At 40.1% G+C, this 16949-nt stretch carries 16 protein-coding genes; 8 read left to right on the top strand and 8 right to left on the bottom strand.

Annotated elements, in window-relative coordinates; all coding sequences use genetic code 11:
* Nucleotides 1-20: 20 nt before the first annotated feature.
* The gene (gene ppsA / locus DCO44_RS04640; protein WP_116759528.1) at nucleotides 21-2399 is read right to left on the bottom strand and encodes a phosphoenolpyruvate synthase; all 2379 of its coding nucleotides are present in this window, start codon (nucleotides 2397-2399) and stop codon (nucleotides 21-23) included.
* Between the two features lie 155 nt (nucleotides 2400-2554).
* Between ppsA and DCO44_RS04635 the strand changes: the two genes are divergently transcribed.
* The gene (locus tag DCO44_RS04635) at nucleotides 2555-3391 is read left to right on the top strand and encodes a pyruvate, water dikinase regulatory protein (protein ID WP_116759526.1); all 837 of its coding nucleotides are present in this window, start codon (nucleotides 2555-2557) and stop codon (nucleotides 3389-3391) included.
* A 126-nt stretch (nucleotides 3392-3517) separates the two neighbouring features.
* Here DCO44_RS04635 and DCO44_RS04630 read toward each other — a convergent pair whose 3' ends face one another.
* From DCO44_RS04630 to DCO44_RS04615, 4 genes are all read right to left on the bottom strand, one after another.
* Entirely contained in the window at nucleotides 3518-4084 is a 567-nt protein-coding gene (locus DCO44_RS04630; RefSeq protein WP_116759524.1) for a flavoprotein, read from the bottom strand.
* Between the two features lie 180 nt (nucleotides 4085-4264).
* Nucleotides 4265-5269, bottom strand: coding sequence for an LLM class flavin-dependent oxidoreductase (locus tag DCO44_RS04625; RefSeq protein WP_116759522.1), 1005 nt, complete (start codon nucleotides 5267-5269; stop codon nucleotides 4265-4267).
* A 124-nt stretch (nucleotides 5270-5393) separates the two neighbouring features.
* Nucleotides 5394-5903 (bottom strand): hypothetical protein, encoded by a 510-nt coding sequence (locus DCO44_RS04620; protein WP_116759520.1) that lies wholly within the window; start codon nucleotides 5901-5903, stop codon nucleotides 5394-5396.
* A gap of 238 nt (nucleotides 5904-6141) precedes the next feature.
* On the bottom strand, nucleotides 6142-6573 hold the full coding sequence (locus tag DCO44_RS04615) for a glycine zipper domain-containing protein (protein ID WP_116759518.1): 432 nt from the start codon (nucleotides 6571-6573) through the stop codon (nucleotides 6142-6144).
* A 353-nt stretch (nucleotides 6574-6926) separates the two neighbouring features.
* On the opposite strand from DCO44_RS04615, the gene prfA reads away from it, so the two are divergent.
* Nucleotides 6927-8015 (top strand): peptide chain release factor 1, encoded by a 1089-nt coding sequence (gene prfA, locus DCO44_RS04610; RefSeq protein ID WP_116759516.1) that lies wholly within the window; start codon nucleotides 6927-6929, stop codon nucleotides 8013-8015.
* Nucleotides 8015-8827 (top strand): peptide chain release factor N(5)-glutamine methyltransferase, encoded by an 813-nt coding sequence (gene prmC / locus DCO44_RS04605; protein ID WP_116759514.1) that lies wholly within the window; start codon nucleotides 8015-8017, stop codon nucleotides 8825-8827. The genes prfA and prmC overlap by 1 nt, the downstream gene beginning before the upstream one ends.
* A 116-nt stretch (nucleotides 8828-8943) precedes the next feature.
* Here the strand turns inward: prmC and DCO44_RS04600 are convergent, their stop codons facing one another.
* From DCO44_RS04600 to DCO44_RS04590, 3 genes are all read right to left on the bottom strand, one after another.
* Entirely contained in the window at nucleotides 8944-9855 is a 912-nt protein-coding gene (locus tag DCO44_RS04600; protein ID WP_116759512.1) for a bestrophin family protein, read from the bottom strand.
* Between the two features lie 137 nt (nucleotides 9856-9992).
* On the bottom strand, nucleotides 9993-10343 hold the full coding sequence (locus DCO44_RS04595; RefSeq protein ID WP_116759510.1) for a hypothetical protein: 351 nt from the start codon (nucleotides 10341-10343) through the stop codon (nucleotides 9993-9995).
* A gap of 177 nt (nucleotides 10344-10520) precedes the next feature.
* Complete coding sequence (locus tag DCO44_RS04590) at nucleotides 10521-11540, bottom strand: AraC family transcriptional regulator (RefSeq protein ID WP_213066308.1); 1020 nt, start codon at nucleotides 11538-11540, stop codon at nucleotides 10521-10523.
* A gap of 140 nt (nucleotides 11541-11680) precedes the next feature.
* On the opposite strand from DCO44_RS04590, the gene DCO44_RS04585 reads away from it, so the two are divergent.
* The 5 genes from DCO44_RS04585 to DCO44_RS04565 all read left to right on the top strand — a co-directional run bounded on the left by DCO44_RS04585 (nucleotide 11681) and on the right by DCO44_RS04565 (nucleotide 16932).
* Nucleotides 11681-12451 carry a 3-hydroxyacyl-CoA dehydrogenase gene (locus DCO44_RS04585; protein WP_116759508.1) on the top strand — a complete coding sequence of 257 codons (771 nt, stop codon included), beginning with the start codon at nucleotides 11681-11683 and terminating at the stop codon, nucleotides 12449-12451.
* Between the two features lie 81 nt (nucleotides 12452-12532).
* On the top strand, nucleotides 12533-13669 hold the full coding sequence (locus tag DCO44_RS04580) for an acyl-CoA dehydrogenase (protein WP_116759506.1): 1137 nt from the start codon (nucleotides 12533-12535) through the stop codon (nucleotides 13667-13669).
* 195 nt (nucleotides 13670-13864) lie between these two features.
* Complete coding sequence (locus tag DCO44_RS04575; RefSeq protein ID WP_116759709.1) at nucleotides 13865-15508, top strand: AMP-binding protein; 1644 nt, start codon at nucleotides 13865-13867, stop codon at nucleotides 15506-15508.
* Nucleotides 15509-15703: 195 nt separating this feature from the next.
* Entirely contained in the window at nucleotides 15704-16174 is a 471-nt protein-coding gene (locus DCO44_RS04570; RefSeq protein WP_228157505.1) for a spore coat U domain-containing protein, read from the top strand.
* Nucleotides 16175-16206: 32 nt separating this feature from the next.
* Nucleotides 16207-16932 (top strand): molecular chaperone, encoded by a 726-nt coding sequence (locus DCO44_RS04565; RefSeq protein WP_116759707.1) that lies wholly within the window; start codon nucleotides 16207-16209, stop codon nucleotides 16930-16932.
* Nucleotides 16933-16949: the final 17 nt, after the last annotated feature.

The raw sequence follows: 16949 nt of genomic DNA, 5'->3' as shown, positions 1-16949 counted from the left end.
TCTTTTTTTAACATGTTTTCTTAAGCTTGTTGAGCTTTTTCTTCAGCAAGGAAGAACCAAGTGTCTAAAACTGAATCTGGGTTAAGTGAAACTGACTCAATTCCTTGCTCCATCAACCATTTTGCAAGGTCAGGATGGTCAGATGGACCTTGACCACAAATGCCTACATATTTGCCAGCTTTGCGACATGCATGAATCGCCATTGAAAGTAATGCTTTAACAGCCGCATCACGTTCGTCAAACAGGTGAGAAACAATACCTGAGTCACGGTCTAGACCCAATGTGAGCTGAGTTAAGTCGTTAGAACCGATAGAGAAGCCATCAAAATGTTCAAGGAATTGTTCAGCTAATAGTGCATTAGTTGGCAATTCACACATCATGATTACTTTCAGGCCATTTTCACCACGCTTAAGACCATTCTGAGCAAGCAATTCAATTACACGTTTTGCTTCATTTACAGTACGAACGAATGGAATCATGATTTGGATATTGGTTAAGCCCATTTCATCGCGTGCTTTCTTCAATGCGCGACATTCTAATTCGAAACAATCGCGGAAATTTTCAGAAACATAACGGCTTGCACCACGGAAACCAAGCATTGGGTTTTCTTCTTCTGGCTCATAAAGCTTACCGCCAATCAAGTTCGCATATTCGTTTGACTTAAAATCAGACATACGAACAATCACAGGCTTGTCAGCAAATGCTGCAGCAAGTGTCGAAATACCTTCTACAAGTTTCTCAACATAGAATTCAATTGGAGAAGCATAACCCGCAGTACGAGCCAAGACCGCTGCACGAGTTTCACGAGGTAAGCTGTCAATATTTAACAAGGCTTTAGGGTGTACACCAATCATACGGTTAATAATGAACTCTAAACGCGCAAGACCAATACCTTCGTTAGGAATTTGAGCAAAGTCAAATGCACGGTCAGGGTTACCTACGTTCATCATAATTTTGAACGGAAGTTTTGGCATAGAGTTAATTGAGTTACGTTGAATTTCGAAATCTAACGAACCTTCGTAAATAAAGCCTGTATCACCTTCAGCACATGAAACAGTAACTTCTTGTCCGTCGGTTAAAACTTCAGTTGCATTGCCACAACCTACGATTGCAGGTACACCCAGTTCACGAGCAATAATTGCTGCGTGACAAGTACGACCACCACGGTTGGTCACAATTGCAGCAGCACGTTTCATTACTGGTTCCCAATCTGGGTCAGTCATGTCAGAAACAAGTACGTCGCCTTCTTGGACTTTATCCATTTCTTTAATAGACGTTACAATGCGTACTTTACCAGAACCAATACGTTGACCGATTGAGCGACCTTCGCAAATTACAGTACCTTTTTGCTTAAGTAGGTAGCGTTCCATAGTGCCGACATTTTCACGGCTTTTTACTGTTTCTGGACGTGCTTGAACGATATAGATTAGACCATCGTCACCATCTTTTGCCCACTCGATATCCATAGGGGCTTGATAGTGTTCTTCAATGATCAATGCTTGTTTAGCAAGTTCTTGAAGTTCGTGATCATTTAACGCAAATTGTTGACGTTCTGCTTTTTCAACATCAACAACAACAACTGATTTGCCAGCAGCACCTTCTTCGCCATACACCATTTTTTGGTGCTTAGATCCAAGATTACGACGCAAAATAGCATGTTTGCCATTTTTGAGAAGTGGTTTAGAAATATAGAATTCATCAGGGTTTACAGCGCCCTGCACAACCATTTCACCCAAACCATAAGAAGCAGTAATAAATACAGCATCACGGAAGCCTGATTCTGTATCTAGAGTAAACATTACACCTGCTGCACCAGTTTCTGAGCGAACCATACGTTGGATCCCTGCAGATAATGCAACAATGTCATGCGCGAAGTTTTGGTGAACACGGTAAGCAATAGCACGGTCATTATAAAGTGAAGCGAAAACTTCTTTGATCGCGATAAGAACATTGTCAATGCCGCGAATGTTCAAGAAAGTTTCCTGTTGACCTGCAAAAGATGCATCAGGTAAATCTTCTGCTGTCGCAGATGAACGAACGGCAACCGCAATATCAGGGTTGCCGTTTGAAAGGGTAGCGAAAGCGTCGCGAACTTCCTTTTCAAGTCCTGCTGTAAGCGGGGTGTCGACAATCCACTGACGGATTTTTGCGCCAGTTTCTGCAAGTGCAATTACATCATCAACATTTAATGCTGCAAGTTCCGCGTTAATTTTAGCGTTAAGGCCACTTTGCTCGAGAAATTCACGATACGCAGCAGCAGTAGTAGCAAAGCCCCCAGGTACTGATACACCTGCATTTGCGAGGTGGCTAATCATCTCACCCAGAGATGAGTTTTTCCCACCCACGAGCTCTACGTCGTGTTTCCCTAATTTTTCTAGACCAATTACGCGCGCTTCCAAAGTTGTTACTCCACTTTTGCAGTATTAATCACTATCTTGGCATGAATTTAAAACAAATCTACTTAGCTTTTTAATTTTACTAAGCGACAGTCATGTAAGATCAGTTTACTATAATGATTATATAGCACTTAGACAAATATTCGAGGGGAATTTTAATGTCAGAAGGTAAACAAATAAAGCGAAGTGTGTTTTTTATTTCAGATGGAACTGCAATCACAGCAGAAACGCTTGGACACTCTTTACTGGCCCAGTTTCCAAATGTAGATTTTGACATTCATATTATCCCTTATATTACCTCTGAAGAAGCTGCTATGAATGTAGTTTCTGAGATAAATCAACGAGCTGAACGCGATGGGCAACAGCCATTAGTGTTCGATACTTTAGTTGATCCTTATGCGCGAGATATTATTAATACGGCCAATGCTGTGAATTTAGATGTGTTTGAAGGGCTGATTAGTAAGTTGTCTGAAGAGTTGGGTACACCACCTACAACTTTAGTCGGACAAACCCATGCGGTGACGGATTCTGAGTCCTATAAAGCGCGTATTGATGCGGTACATTTTGCACTGGATAATGATGATGGCGCTCGTACTCGTCATTACGACAAAGCTGACTTAATTTTGATTGGGGTTTCTCGTTCAGGGAAGACACCGACATGCATTTATTTGTCATTACAATTTGGAATTCGTGTCGCAAACTACCCACTGACGGAAGAAGATTTAGATGACAACCGTTTACCTTCTGTGTTGAAAGCGCATAAGCATAAGCTGTTTGGGCTCATGATTGATGCTGAGCGTTTGGTTGCGATTCGTTCTGAGCGTAAAGCCAATAGTCGCTATGCAAGCTTTAGTCAATGTCAGATGGAATTACGCGCAATTGAAGGTATTTATATCTCAGAAGGAATTAAATATCTGAATGTGTCGGAAATGTCGATTGAGGAAATTTCTACGCGTGTCTTACAAATGACGGGTTTAAAACGCCGAATTGGATAGTATTGAATTACGCTGCTATTCATATAAAAATTGAATGAAGTAATACCCAATTTAAATAATTAGATTGGGTGTTTTTTGCACTTATTTTCATTATAAATATGAAACTTCATTTGAAATAGTCTGCAATTATTGATGCAAATTCGTTGTAATAATTAAGTCGACAGGATAAATAGAGCCATCCACACATTCAATACAGCTTTCTGTAATTTTCTTGAGTGGCCAAGTAATAAGTTGACATTTCTCTTGTTGTAGGGCGTGATAATAATCATCAGATTTTAGAAATTCTTTCTTTTCACGCGTAATATTCGGGGTTAGTTGTCGTTTTAGCCAGTTGTCCTGAATTTGAGAATCCAAAAAACGCAGGGCTAAAATGCTTTTGATACGGGGATTGATGAGGCGCTTATTTTTGATGAGCAATGGATGTTGCATATAACGGCTATATCGTTGTTCTGACTGTGGAAGGATTAAGGCAGGTTGTATCTGAAAAACATGAACTGAACTTGATCTATTACGGATTTTTTCAAGTAATGTGGCAATTTTTTGATCGATTCCAATAATTGCAACTCTTAGCCCGATGCAGGTATCTAGGTTTAGTTTAGCTGATGTTCGTATTTGTCCTTTAAATATTTCATAATCTTGTGCTTGATGTTGAAAAATATGGCTGGAAGTATTCAGCTTACTAAATTGTGGCATGATTATTCCTTAATCATTTTTTATTGTCAGATTTTTTGTTTTTTAATTGAATATTAATTCATCTACTGCGTAAAGTTGATTCAGCTACTCGGCAGTCATTTTTGATAGATTGCTGCTATGGTAAATTCCAAAAGCCTAAGAAACATGCTCTTAGGCTTGATTGTGATTTAAATATTTGAATCAAATATTATTTTTAATGTCGATTAGATGGCTAAAGTTTGCTAAGCGTTTTTCAGTATCGTAAATATCACAGGTAAAAATAAACTCATCTACCTCATAGGTCTTGAGTAAATCTTCAAGACCATCTTTTACGGTTTGAACCGAACCAATTTGTGCTAAGGCAAAGAAGTTATTCACTGACATTTTTTCGACGGGTGACCATAGGTTCTGCATGCTTTCTACAGGGGGCTTAAGTTTTAGGCTATGTCCACGCATTAAGGCGAGTACACGTTGGAAGGCACTGGTCGCAAGATACTGAGCTTCTTCATCTGTGTCTGCAATGACTGTAGGCACGCCCATCGAAACATAAGGTTGATCCAAATATTCTGATGGTTGGAAATTATCGCGGTAAAGTTGAATGGCTTGCCCGAGCATTCTTGGTGCAAAGTGTGAAGCAAACGAGTAGGGAAGCCCCAAACGTGCCGCCAATTGAGCGCTAAAAAGGCTGGAGCCTAAAAGCCAAACAGGGACATGCGTCGATTGACCTGGGGTAGCAACAATTTTTTGATGTTCTTCAGGCGCTTTAAAGTACTGTAATATTTCCGCGACATCTTGTGGAAATTGATCCTCAGTTTCTTGGCGCCCACGACGTAAAGCACGCATAGTCACTTGATCTGTACCAGGTGCACGACCTAAACCGAGCTCAATACGGTTAGGATAAAGCGTGGCTAAAGTCCCAAATTGTTCGGCAACCACAAGTGGTGCGTGATTAGGGAGCATGATCCCACCCGAACCGACTTTAAGTGTTAGCGTGTTGGCAAGAATATAGCCCAGTAATACGGCTGTCGCAGAACTGGCAATACCATCCATATTGTGATGTTCAGCTAACCAGAAGCGTTCAAAGCCCAATTTTTCAGCATGTTGCGCCAGTTCAAGAGCGTGATGTAGAGAAAAGGTAATACTTTTATCATCACGGACTGGTGCAAGTTCCAGAATTGAAAATTTGGTATTTTGTAGAGTAGGCATATCCAGACTCGAAAACTATATATCGAAATAATACGATATGAGAGTGTTTTTGTATATCGTTTAATTTCGATATATTGCTTGAGCGCAAAATAAAAGCATCCGAAGATGCTTTTATTGTGTTGGATTAATCATCCCAACGTTTTTTCTTGTAGTGACCTAAATGGCGTCCATTGTCATGACGGTAAGAGCGATCATTGTAACGTGCATCGTTATAGCGATAATTACGGTCTGAGCGATAGCCACGATTATCATAGCGTTCATCATCACGACGATCTTCAGAGACTTTTCGTCCTAGCGCTGAACCACCAGCGGCACCTAAAGCTGCGCCAACATAGCCACCATTGGTCCCTGCAACATTTTTACCTACAGTGTAACCCCCAGCACCACCAAGACCACCACCAATAGCGGCAGAAGTTCTATTTCGGCGATCACTCGCAGCAGCGGCACCACCAGCACCACCGACAGCAGCACCAATCATTGCACCTGTTGTACCACCCAGTTGTTTACCGATTGCTGTGCCTGCGACACTACCTAAGGCAGATGTTGCTGCAACGCGAGTACCATTATCGGCATAAGCGGTCCCCATCATGGTGGTCGCGATTAATGAGGCATAAATTACATGATTCAGTTTCATGACAAACTCCATTTTTTCATAGTGCTATGTGCTTGAGTTCAATTTAAAAGAGTTGAGCGGATTAAAATGAAGTGCTTTGTATGTGTACATGATGGTTTTGTCATGACTTTGTATTGCTTCTTCATAACAAATTCACAATTACAGTTTGATAGAAACCACCACTTCAATTTCAGATCTAACTTTTTAATTCAACATAAAACAAGCACCTAATGGTGCTTGAATGCTTGAACTGTAGGAATTAACGGTAGTGACGGTGACGTTTTTTCCATTTACGTGAAGACTTGGCCTTTTCTTCAGCTTTATCTTTAGAAATTTTGTTTCCTAAAGCAGCACCACCCGCAGCACCTAGTGCAGAACCAATGTAACCACCGCTAGTACCCCCCATACTTTTACCGACGGTATAACCTGTACCACCACCTAAAGCACCACCAATAGCAGATTCTGTACGGTTACGGCGATCACTTGCTACCGCTGCGCCGCCCGCGCCACCGAGTGCGGCACCAATTGTAGCACCTGTAGTGCCACCCATACTTTTACCGACAGCAGTACCCGCAACACTACCTAGTGCACTTGCTGCTGCAACACGTGTTGTACTATCTGCGTGAGTATTCATTGCTAACATTGAAGAGGCAGCCAATGCGGTACTTAATAAAACGGCATTCAGTTTCATCGTATTCTCCATGTCCAAAAATGCGGACGAAATTTTTTGATGCGGCAAATCTAACAAAACGCATCGTCATAAATGTGGAGAGCAAGGCACTAAGTTGTGCTGTTCGGTGAGTGCTTTGTATGAGTTTGATTAAAATCGTTCATTTTATGGCTGATCAATCATTGCATGGGTAAATAAGCAACAACTTTTTAAAGGGCAGCACAAAGTCAAAGATGAGCAAAGTGAAAGCTTCGGAAGCTTATTTATCAGCATAATAGATATGTCAATTAAAGGGCAGAATCGGTAAACTATGCTCAAATTTGAAATTATGCAGCCTAATTTAGACTGCTTGAGCTATTGAGATAGATTAAACAATGAAAGAATCGTTACGTTTGCGATTAGATCAGCTTTCTGACCGTCATGAAGAGTTAACAGCACTATTGGCTGATGCTGAGGTTATTTCGGATAATAAGCGTTTTCGTCAATTATCACGCGAACATAGTGATTTAAGTGAAATTACAGAAGTTTGGGCTAAGTATAGACAAGCAGAAGAAGACATCGAAACTGCAAATGCCATGTTGTCTGATCCAGATTTTAAAGAAATGGCTCAAGAAGAAATTAAGGAAAATAAAGCCATTATTGAACAGCTTGAAGCTGACCTTAATATCTTGATGATTCCTAAAGATCCAAATGATGCGAATTCTGCCTATTTAGAAATCCGTGCAGGAACGGGCGGTGATGAAGCTGCTATTTTCTCTGGTGATTTATTCCGTATGTACAGTAAGTATGCTGAATCGAAAGGTTGGCGTATTGAAGTACTTTCAGAAAATGAAGGCGAACACGGTGGTTATAAAGAAGTTATTTGCCTAGTGAATGGTGAAGGGGTTTATGGTCGCTTGAAGTTTGAAAGTGGTGCTCACCGTGTACAACGTGTCCCTGCGACAGAGTCACAAGGTCGTGTACATACTTCAGCGTGCACTGTTGCGATTTTGCCTGAAATTGATGTCGATACAACGGTTGAAATTAATGCGTCAGACTTACGTATTGATACCTACCGTGCTTCAGGTGCTGGTGGTCAGCACATCAACAAAACCGATTCAGCAGTTCGTATTACCCACATTCCTACAGGAACTGTGGTGGAATGTCAGGAAGAACGTTCACAGCATAAAAACAAAGCCAAAGCGATGGCTTTATTGGCTTCACGGTTAGAAAATGCAAAACGTGCTGCGGCTGATGCGGCAACTTCTGAAATGCGTCGTGATTTGGTGGGTTCGGGTGATCGTTCTGAACGAATCCGTACTTATAACTATCCGCAAGGTCGTATGACTGACCATCGTATCAACTTAACTTTATATAAGCTGGATGCTGTGATGGAAGGCGATTTAAACGAATTGCTTGATAGTTTGCATCGTGAATATCAAGCAGATCAGTTGGCGATGCTTGCACAGCAAAATGGTGGCTAATGAATATTGCACAGGCATTAGCCTTACGTGGAGAAGTGGAAAGTTATGAGCGTCAAGAGAATGCGTGGTTACTTGAGCATATTCTAAAAATTGATGCTTTTGATTTATCACTCAAATCTGCACAAGAACTCACCGCAGAGCAAGAGCAAGACTATGTGAATGGTTTGGCGCGTATCGCAGCGGGCGAACCTTTGGCTTATGTTACGGGTTCACAACCATTTTGGACATTAGACCTGACCGTGACTCAGGATACTTTGGTGCCTCGTCCAGATACTGAAGTACTGGTTGAAACCGTTTTACGTCTTGATTTGCCTGAAGACACACGTGTTGTGGATTTAGGAACAGGTACGGGTGCTATCGCATTATCATTGGCAAGTGAGCGCCCAAACTGGTCTGTCATTGCAACAGACATTTATGAACCGACTTTAGAAGTTGCCCTGCAAAATGCCGAAAAGCATGATTTAACACAGGTGAAGTTCTTTTTAGGCAGTTGGTTTACTGCGTTGAATCGTCAATATTTTGATGTGATTGTGTCTAATCCACCTTATATAGATGCAAAAGATGAGCATATGTTGAATCTAGTTTCTGAACCTGAACGAGCTTTGGTTGCGGACAAACAAGGCTTGGCGGATATTGAACATATTATTCAGCAAGGTAAAAAATGGCTAGCAGCACAAGGTTGGATTGTACTTGAGCATGGCTATGATCAAGGTGAAGCAGTGCGCAATATCTTTAAAGTGGCAGGTTTTAAAGAAGTTAGAACAGTCAAAGATTACGGTGGGAATGACCGTGTGACTTTGGGGCAACTTTAGTAATTATCCCGTTTTATCGTTGTAAAATTAAAAAAGCACGACCCAACGGTTGTGCTTTTTTAATGTGATTGAATGGTGTTTTAAAGAAAGCTACAGCGTCCGAAGCGGTGCAAGGATTAAGTTAAATTATGATGAGTTGGCTGAATTGCGGGAGGTAATTCAACTTCAAGTGATTCTGACATTTCTCGTTCGATTAAACGCACAATTGAATTTAATGGCAGATCATTGTCTTGTAATCCAAAAGGTTCTTCAATTTGTGCACTCAGTGCATCTAAACCTAAAAATAAATAAGCAATTAAGCCCACTAAAATTGGAGTCCAAATGCCTAAACTTGCTTCTAGGCTAAAGGGTAAAATAAAGCAGAAACAATAAACGGTACGATGTAAAAGTACTGAATATGAATAGGGTAAAGGAGTACTTAAAATACGATCGCATCCAGCCTGAATATTGCCTAAATCGACAATATGCTGATTTAAACTATTGTAAATAATGTCCGATATTTCTGCGTTACGTAATGCGAGGACTAAATCTTTTTGAATAGCTTCAAGCACATATTGCGCAGCATTAATTTTTTTGCTGAGTTGTTGCAACTGTGTTGAATTGAAATCCACTTTATCGTGATAAAACTCGAAAGATTGAGGTTGAGCTCTAAGACGATCGCGTAATAAGTGAGTAAATAACATGACGCGATACATCAAGATATTGCGACGTTCAGTACTGAGAACATGCGAATCACGAGAGATATGGCGTGAATTGGCAATTAATGCCCCCCAGAGTTTACGTCCTTCCCACCAACGATCATAACAGGCGTTATTACGGAAGCTTAAAAAGATAGAGAGGATGATACCGAAAATGGTAAAGCCAATTGCTGGAACCGCAGGAATAGTGAAGTATTGATGTGAAGAGAGATAAACCAGAATCGCTGAAATCAATATGACGATTAATAGTGCAGGGAGTACTTTAGGAAGTATGGTGCCAGACCATGCGAAAAGTAATTTGAAACTATTATTTTTATCTCGAACAATCATCTATCTATACCATCTCTATCACAACGACAGTGTTCCATAGACAAACTGTGCTGTGCAAGAGACAGTGAAATCATTTATAAGAAAAGACGACATGAACGTCGTCTTTTCTAATGGACCGAAATGTCTAAAATACGACTCTAAACTAAATAATCGACCGAAATTTCGGAAATCTCAACTTGGGAAAAAGCATCAATTTCTTCTGCCAAGCAGAGCGCGACAATTTTAGAGGTATGAGTAAGCGTTGTGCCTTGAGTCAGGTTCTCACCTGTTCGCAAGCGCAGAATAGCTTCATCGCTCAGTTCGAGTGCCTTTGCTTTTGCCATTGCATCATGTTGCGAGAAAAATTGGGCTATCACATTTTGTAGCTCAACTTCTGAAACATTGAGTAGGCTTTGACTAAATAATTCATCCAATTCTGTTGGGGAGTTTAGAGAATGAGTAAAATTTTGCACGAGATTTTGATCTAGTACATCAATCATCTTAAACATAACATTTACCTTTAAGTTAAGGTGATAAAACAGGAGGGGTACAGCCGAAAATAAGCATAAAATTATGCTTTAGAGTTGAGTGAAAAATATACTAATATGGCGCAATTTGCAATTCAATCTAGATGACTGAGCAGTAATAAAAAAAGCTATGGCTTTATCATTTCTCTGTGAGCAAGCTTATTCCTTAGATTGACGATAAGCACCTGGACTCAGTCCTGTCCATTTTTTAAAAGCACGATGAAAAGCACTTGGATCATGAAAATTCAGTTCATCGCTAATTTCATGTAGGGGTTTATCGGTTTTAGTTAAAAGTTCTATCGCTGTATCACGACGAATATCATTTTTTAATTGTTGATAATTACAGCCTTCATTATTCAGTCGGCGGCGTACGGTTGCCTCTGACATATTAAGTTGTTGTGCCAGTACATTCAGTTCAATCCATTCCGCAGGTGGGGCTTGAAGTAGATATTTACGTACTTGGGTACTGAGCGCATGTGGATTTTTAAAGCGAACCAAGAGATTGTGTGGCGTTTGTGAAATGAACTCATACCACGATTTTTTATCCTGTTTAATTTTAATATTTAAATAGTCTCGATCAAACTCGACGACGTTTTGCTGAGTAGAATAGGCAATATTGGAACAGAATCGAATACGGTAATCTTCATCTGTTAAAGGTTTTTCACACTTGAGTTGGATTGAATTGAGGGGAATACGTTGACTGGCTAACCAACACATTAAAGTATGAATTAACATCAGGTAGGTCGCATAACTAAACATGCGCTTTGGCTGCTTTTTATCATGAATAATGATGCGTGCAACATGCTGCTCAAGAATTAATTCACTTTGGAAATCATCCAACACTAAATTAAAAAACTTTAATATATCTTTCAGCGCTTTTTCAACGGTTTCACTCTGAATAACAGCTTTAGAAATAAATTGATAACTGCCACGCCGTAAAGCATGGTGATCCATACCAAAAAACTCATCGTTCATACGATTAGCCAGTTCAATCCAAAGTTGTGCATATTGTGAAATAGATACACGGGCTTTATTGGATTGCATTAATTCTGCGGGAATCCCTGCACTGTGTAAGATTTCCTGAATATTGAGTCCTTGATGATGCGCAGAAAGTACAGCTTCCTGTACCAGACTCATCGAAATACTGCCTTTATCGAAATTTAATTGTGGTTCGCGCATGTAAAAATCCAAATCGTTGGACATTCCACTGTCCAAATCCATCATTAATAATGCAATATTTGGAAATTGTACTCAAGCTTGACTGTGTTTACTCTGAAGCTAAAGTCGAGTATGAACTTTCAAAAAGATAGGACAGGGAAATGAAAATTCAAAATAAAGTTTTTGTAGTCACAGGCGGTGCTTCAGGTTTAGGTGCTGCCACAGTTAAATATCTGGTTCATGCCGGTGCTCGTGTTGCTTTTGTTGATATGAATCAAGAACTGGGCTATGCCTTAAAACAACATTTAGGGGAAAATGCAAAGTTCTATCCTTTAGATGTCACCAATGAACAAACTGTGAAATCTTTCTTTTTAAATGTAGAGCAAGATTTTGGTCAACTGAATGGCTTGGTGAACTGTGCTGGAATTGCGCCGTCGGCAAAAGTTTTGGGACGTGAAGGTTTACATGACTTGGCAATGTTTCAGAAAGTTTTAGATGTCAATGTTAGTGGTAGCTTTAACATGATTCGTTTTGCTGCGGAATTGATGGCGAAATATGAATTGAAAAATGATGAAGAAGATCGAGGCGTGATTATTAATACAGCCTCGGTTGCCGCATACGATGGTCAAATTGGTCAAGCAGCTTATTCAGCATCAAAAGGTGCAATTGTGGCTATGACTTTACCGCTTGCACGTGAGCTGGCGCGTAACGCGATACGTGTAATGACAATTGCACCAGGCATTATGGAAACCCCGATGCTTAAAGGCATGCCGCAAAATGTACAAGATGCTTTGGGACAAATGGTGCCGTTTCCACCGCGTTTAGCCAAACCTGAAGAATTTGCAAGTCTGGTTGGGCACATTGTGGAAAATACGTATTTGAATGGTGAAGTGATTCGTCTAGATGGTGCAATCCGAATGGCACCGAAATAAAGCTAAATACGTGTATAGATAATAAGTTTGCACAATTTGGATGTGCAAAAGAAAGAATAGAAAATTGATAAGAGTATTTACATGATTTTAAATGATGAACAAAAAATGGTTCAGGAGATGCTGCGCGATTTTTCGCAGACACAACTGAAACCCACTGCGGCTGAGCGTGATAGAACTGGGCAATTTCCTGCCGAAGAGTTAAAGCAGTTAGGTGAACTCGGTGCGTTGGGTATGACCATACCACCAGAATGGGGTGGAGCAGGTCTGGATTATGTATCACTGGTCTTGGCTCTTGAAGAAATTGCTGCGGGTGATGGTGCAATTTCTACAATTGTTAGTGTTCAAAACTCATTGCCATGTGGCATTACCTACAAATATGGTACGGAACAACAAAAGCAGAAATATCTAGCAAAATTGGCAACAGGAGAATGGCTAGGATGTTTTTGTTTAACTGAGCCGCAGGCAGGCTCTGATGCTGGGGCATTGCAATGTCGTGCAGAGCGTGATGGTGATACATGGGTTTTGAATGGAACAAAGCAGTTTATTACGACAGGAAAGCATGCACAGTTAGCAATAGTTTTTGCTGTGACGGATAAGTACGCAGGGAAAAAAGGCATTTCTTGCTTCCTTGTACCAACGGATACCCCGGGGTATATCGTGTCGCGAATTGAGGAAAAAATGGGGCAGCATTGTTCAGACACAGCTACTATTGTGTTTGAGGATTGCCGAATTCCTGTGGAAAATATATTGGGTGAAGAAGGTCAAGGCTACAAGATTGCATTATCCAATTTAGAATCGGGGCGTATTGGAATTGCGGCGCAGTCAGTTGGTATGGCTCGCGCGGCTTTAGATTCGGCCATTGAATACGCCAATGAACGTAAGGCTTTTGGAGTGGAGTTGGTACAGCATCAAGCTGTGGCTTTCCGTTTAGCAGACATGGCAACACAAATTGAAGCAGCACGACAATTGATTTTGCATGCTGCAAGTTTAAAAGATGCTGGACAGCCCTGTTTAAAAGAAGCCTCAATGGCCAAATTGTTTGCATCTACTATGGCAGAAAGAGTCTGTTCCGACGCGATTCAAATTTATGGCGGCTATGGCTATGTAAATGATTTTCCAGTGGAACGTATTTATCGAGATGTGCGTGTTAGCCAAATTTATGAAGGTGCATCCGATATACAAAGACTGTTGATTGCCCGAGAGATTACTCAAGGTTAAAACAGATTCGCACATTGAGACGTTGTGTTCTCAATGTGCATAAAACAGCAATCAGATTGATGGATTTGGAAATTGATGCATCCCTCAAGGCATGATTAGCTAAGTACAGATCACCCAATTTTAGAACAGATTGTGGAAAACAATAAAAGCTAAGCAACAAGGCGAGATGCTTTGTATCAGGAAGAGGTTCAAGTCATGAAGACGTTAGTAGAAGCCCATCAAGAATTTAGTCTTGAAAAAGTAATTCAAGATCATTTAGTTGGAACTCCGCAAGCCCTAAATGCTTATGTTGAATGTTGTGCACGTTATTTGGGACAACATAAAACGGCTTTAATCTGGGAAGGTAAACAGGGTGAATCGGAGCGTTGGAGCTTTGAACAGTTAAATGAAGCTTCAGGTAAATTGGCAAACTATTTCCTGCAATCTGGAATTCAGGCAGGTGATTGTATTGCAGGGCTTTTGCCACGAACCCCTGAGCTACTGATTACTGTGTTAGCGACTTGGCGTATTGGTGCAATTTATCAGCCTTTATTTACTGCATTTGAGTCTAAGGCAATTGAGCATCGTATTGAGGTTGCTAAAACAAAATTAATAGTCACCAATTCTGAACAACGGTCTAAGCTGAATCATATCCATATTGCTCAAATTTTGACTGTACATCGTGATAAACACAGCCTTAAAACCGATCCAGATTTCTGGCAAGAACTTAATGCGAAAGATGCAGAGTGTCCTGCGGTAATGCGGCATTTTGATGATGATTTTTTGATGATGTTTACTTCCGGTACGACAGGTTTGGCGAAATCGGTTCCAGTACCATTACGTGCAATTTTAGCCTTTAAAGGATATATGACTCATGCTGTAGATTTGCGTGAAGAAGATTCTTTTTGGAATCTGGCAGATCCAGGTTGGGCTTATGGTTTGTATTATGGCATTACAGGTCCGCTCAGTTTAGGTCATAGCATTATTATGGATGAGCGCGCATTTAATGTAGATCAAGCTATTGAAGTGATTCAAAAACATAAAGTTTCTAATTTGACGGGTTCACCGACCGCTTTTCGAATGTTCTTTGGATTCAAAGAGAAATTTAATGCATCAATTAAACAACATTTACGTGTGGTGAGTAGTGCAGGTGAACCACTGACGCCAGAAGTGATTCATTGGTTTAATCATGACTTAGACGTCAACATTTATGATCAATATGGCCAAACAGAACTTGGAATGGTCATTGCGAATCATCATGCATTAGCACATCCGAAAAAAGTGGGTTCTGCGGGCTTTGCCATCCCTGGGCATCGCTTCGCAGTCCTGAATGCACAGCATCAGGAAGTAAAACAGGGAGAGGTGGGGATTTTAGCAATCGACTGTTCTGAATCCGATTTATTCTGGTTTAAGGGCTATGATGGGCAGAATCGTAAATCCTTTGTTGGGAACTATTATTTGACGGGTGATATGGTTCAACTGAATGAGTTTGGTGGTATAGATTTTATTGGTCGTGATGATGATGTAATTACAACGTCAGGCTATCGTGTGGGGCCTTTTGATGTGGAAAGTACATTATTAGAGTGTGAGGAAGTTCTAGAGTCTGCTGTGATTGGCAAACCAGATCCAGAGCGTACCGAAATTGTGAAAGCCTTTGTTGTCTTGAAACCACAATATCAGGCAAATGAACATCTGAATCAAAAACTACAGCAATATGTTCGATCTCGCTTATCGAAACACGCTTATCCAAAAGAAATTGAATTTGTAGAAAACCTACCTAAAACATCGAGCGGTAAAATCCAACGTAATCTTTTAAAACAACAAGAGATTGCGTTGCAGCAAATACAACGCGCATGTTAATACTTTTTAAACTAAGTTAATTTTGCTCTTGCGCCCTTCGGGGCGTTTTTTTATATCAATGACTTTTTTTGGAATTTAAAAGATATTTTTCATGTGGTTAAAATTTGTAAAAAGCCTTTACAGACAATAAATGAGCGATATAATGCCAAGCATTCTTGTATAACTGTGTCATAAGTCACTTTTTTGGGGTTGTTTATGAAAAAAATCATTCTTTCTTCAGTTATTGCTACTTTTGCATTTTCTTCTATTGCTGCACATGCCGCAGGGACTGATACAACTCAGTTTCAAGTCAAGATTACTGTGAATGAATCTTGTAAATTTACTTCTAAAGATGATGTTGAATTTAATGCTGTAGATCGATCAACAAAGATTGGCAGCACAGCAAAAGGTCAATTAAATCTGACGTGTACATTAAATACACCTTATAAAATTGCTTTAGCAGGTACGGGTGCTATGAGTAATACTAACGGTACTTCAGCAAGTAAAGTGCCGTATAAGCTATATCAAGATGCAGCACGTACAACAGAATGGGACACAACAAACTTACTTTCTAAAACTGGTAGTGGTAAAGACCAAACCATTCCTGTCTATGCTAAATTGGCAGGCGATACGAACGTTGAAGCGGGTAACTATGTAGATACAGTGGTTGCGACTGTAACTTACTAAGTTGAAGTGCAATAAACAGAGTGATGCAATATATGAACAAATTTATTCCAAGTATTTGTGCTGCGATTGTTTCACTTTGTTCATTCAATCTTTCTGCTGCGAGTTTGCAGGTTTCACCTATTTCAGTGACATTTTCCACAGGTGAAAAAGCCAAAGAGATTTGGTTAACCAATACCAGCGATCAACCGATTCGTGCACAAACACGAGTGCTCAGTTGGACACAAGAAGCAGGAACAGACCAGCTAAATGCTTCAAGAGATTTGGTCGCCAGCCCTTCAATTACTGAAATAAAAGCAGGTGATCGTCAATTGATTCGTGTATTAAGCATGAATGTGCAGAATACAGCGAAAGAGCAGACTTATCGATTATTGATTGATGAACTTCCGAACTCGAGTCATGATCATCAACAAACTGGATTGCAACTTTTATTGCAATATTCTATTCCTGTATTTGTTCAATCGACAGAAATTACACCATCGAAAAGTGGCTTAACCTCACTTAATCAAGTGATCTTTAATTATAATAATCAAAAGCTTAGTGTTCAGAATAATGGTAAAAGCCATATTCGCTTAAGTGAATTAAATTATATCAACCCAAATGGTGAAAAAATTCCGTTAATTCAGGGTTTGGTAGGATATGTTCTGAATGGTCAAACCATGCAGTGGAATATTCCATTTCATACACAAATGCAGCCCAAAGGTAAGTTTGAAGCACGAATAAATACAGATGGTTTAGCTCAGACATTACCCATTCCATAATTGGTGATGAACAAATT

The sequence above is a fragment of the Acinetobacter sp. AM genome, assembly GCF_003105055.1.
Classification (GTDB): Bacteria; Pseudomonadota; Gammaproteobacteria; order Pseudomonadales; family Moraxellaceae; genus Acinetobacter; species Acinetobacter tibetensis.
The sequence above is the reverse complement of the archived record's forward strand: the minus strand, read 5'-3'. Positions and strand labels throughout refer to the sequence as shown.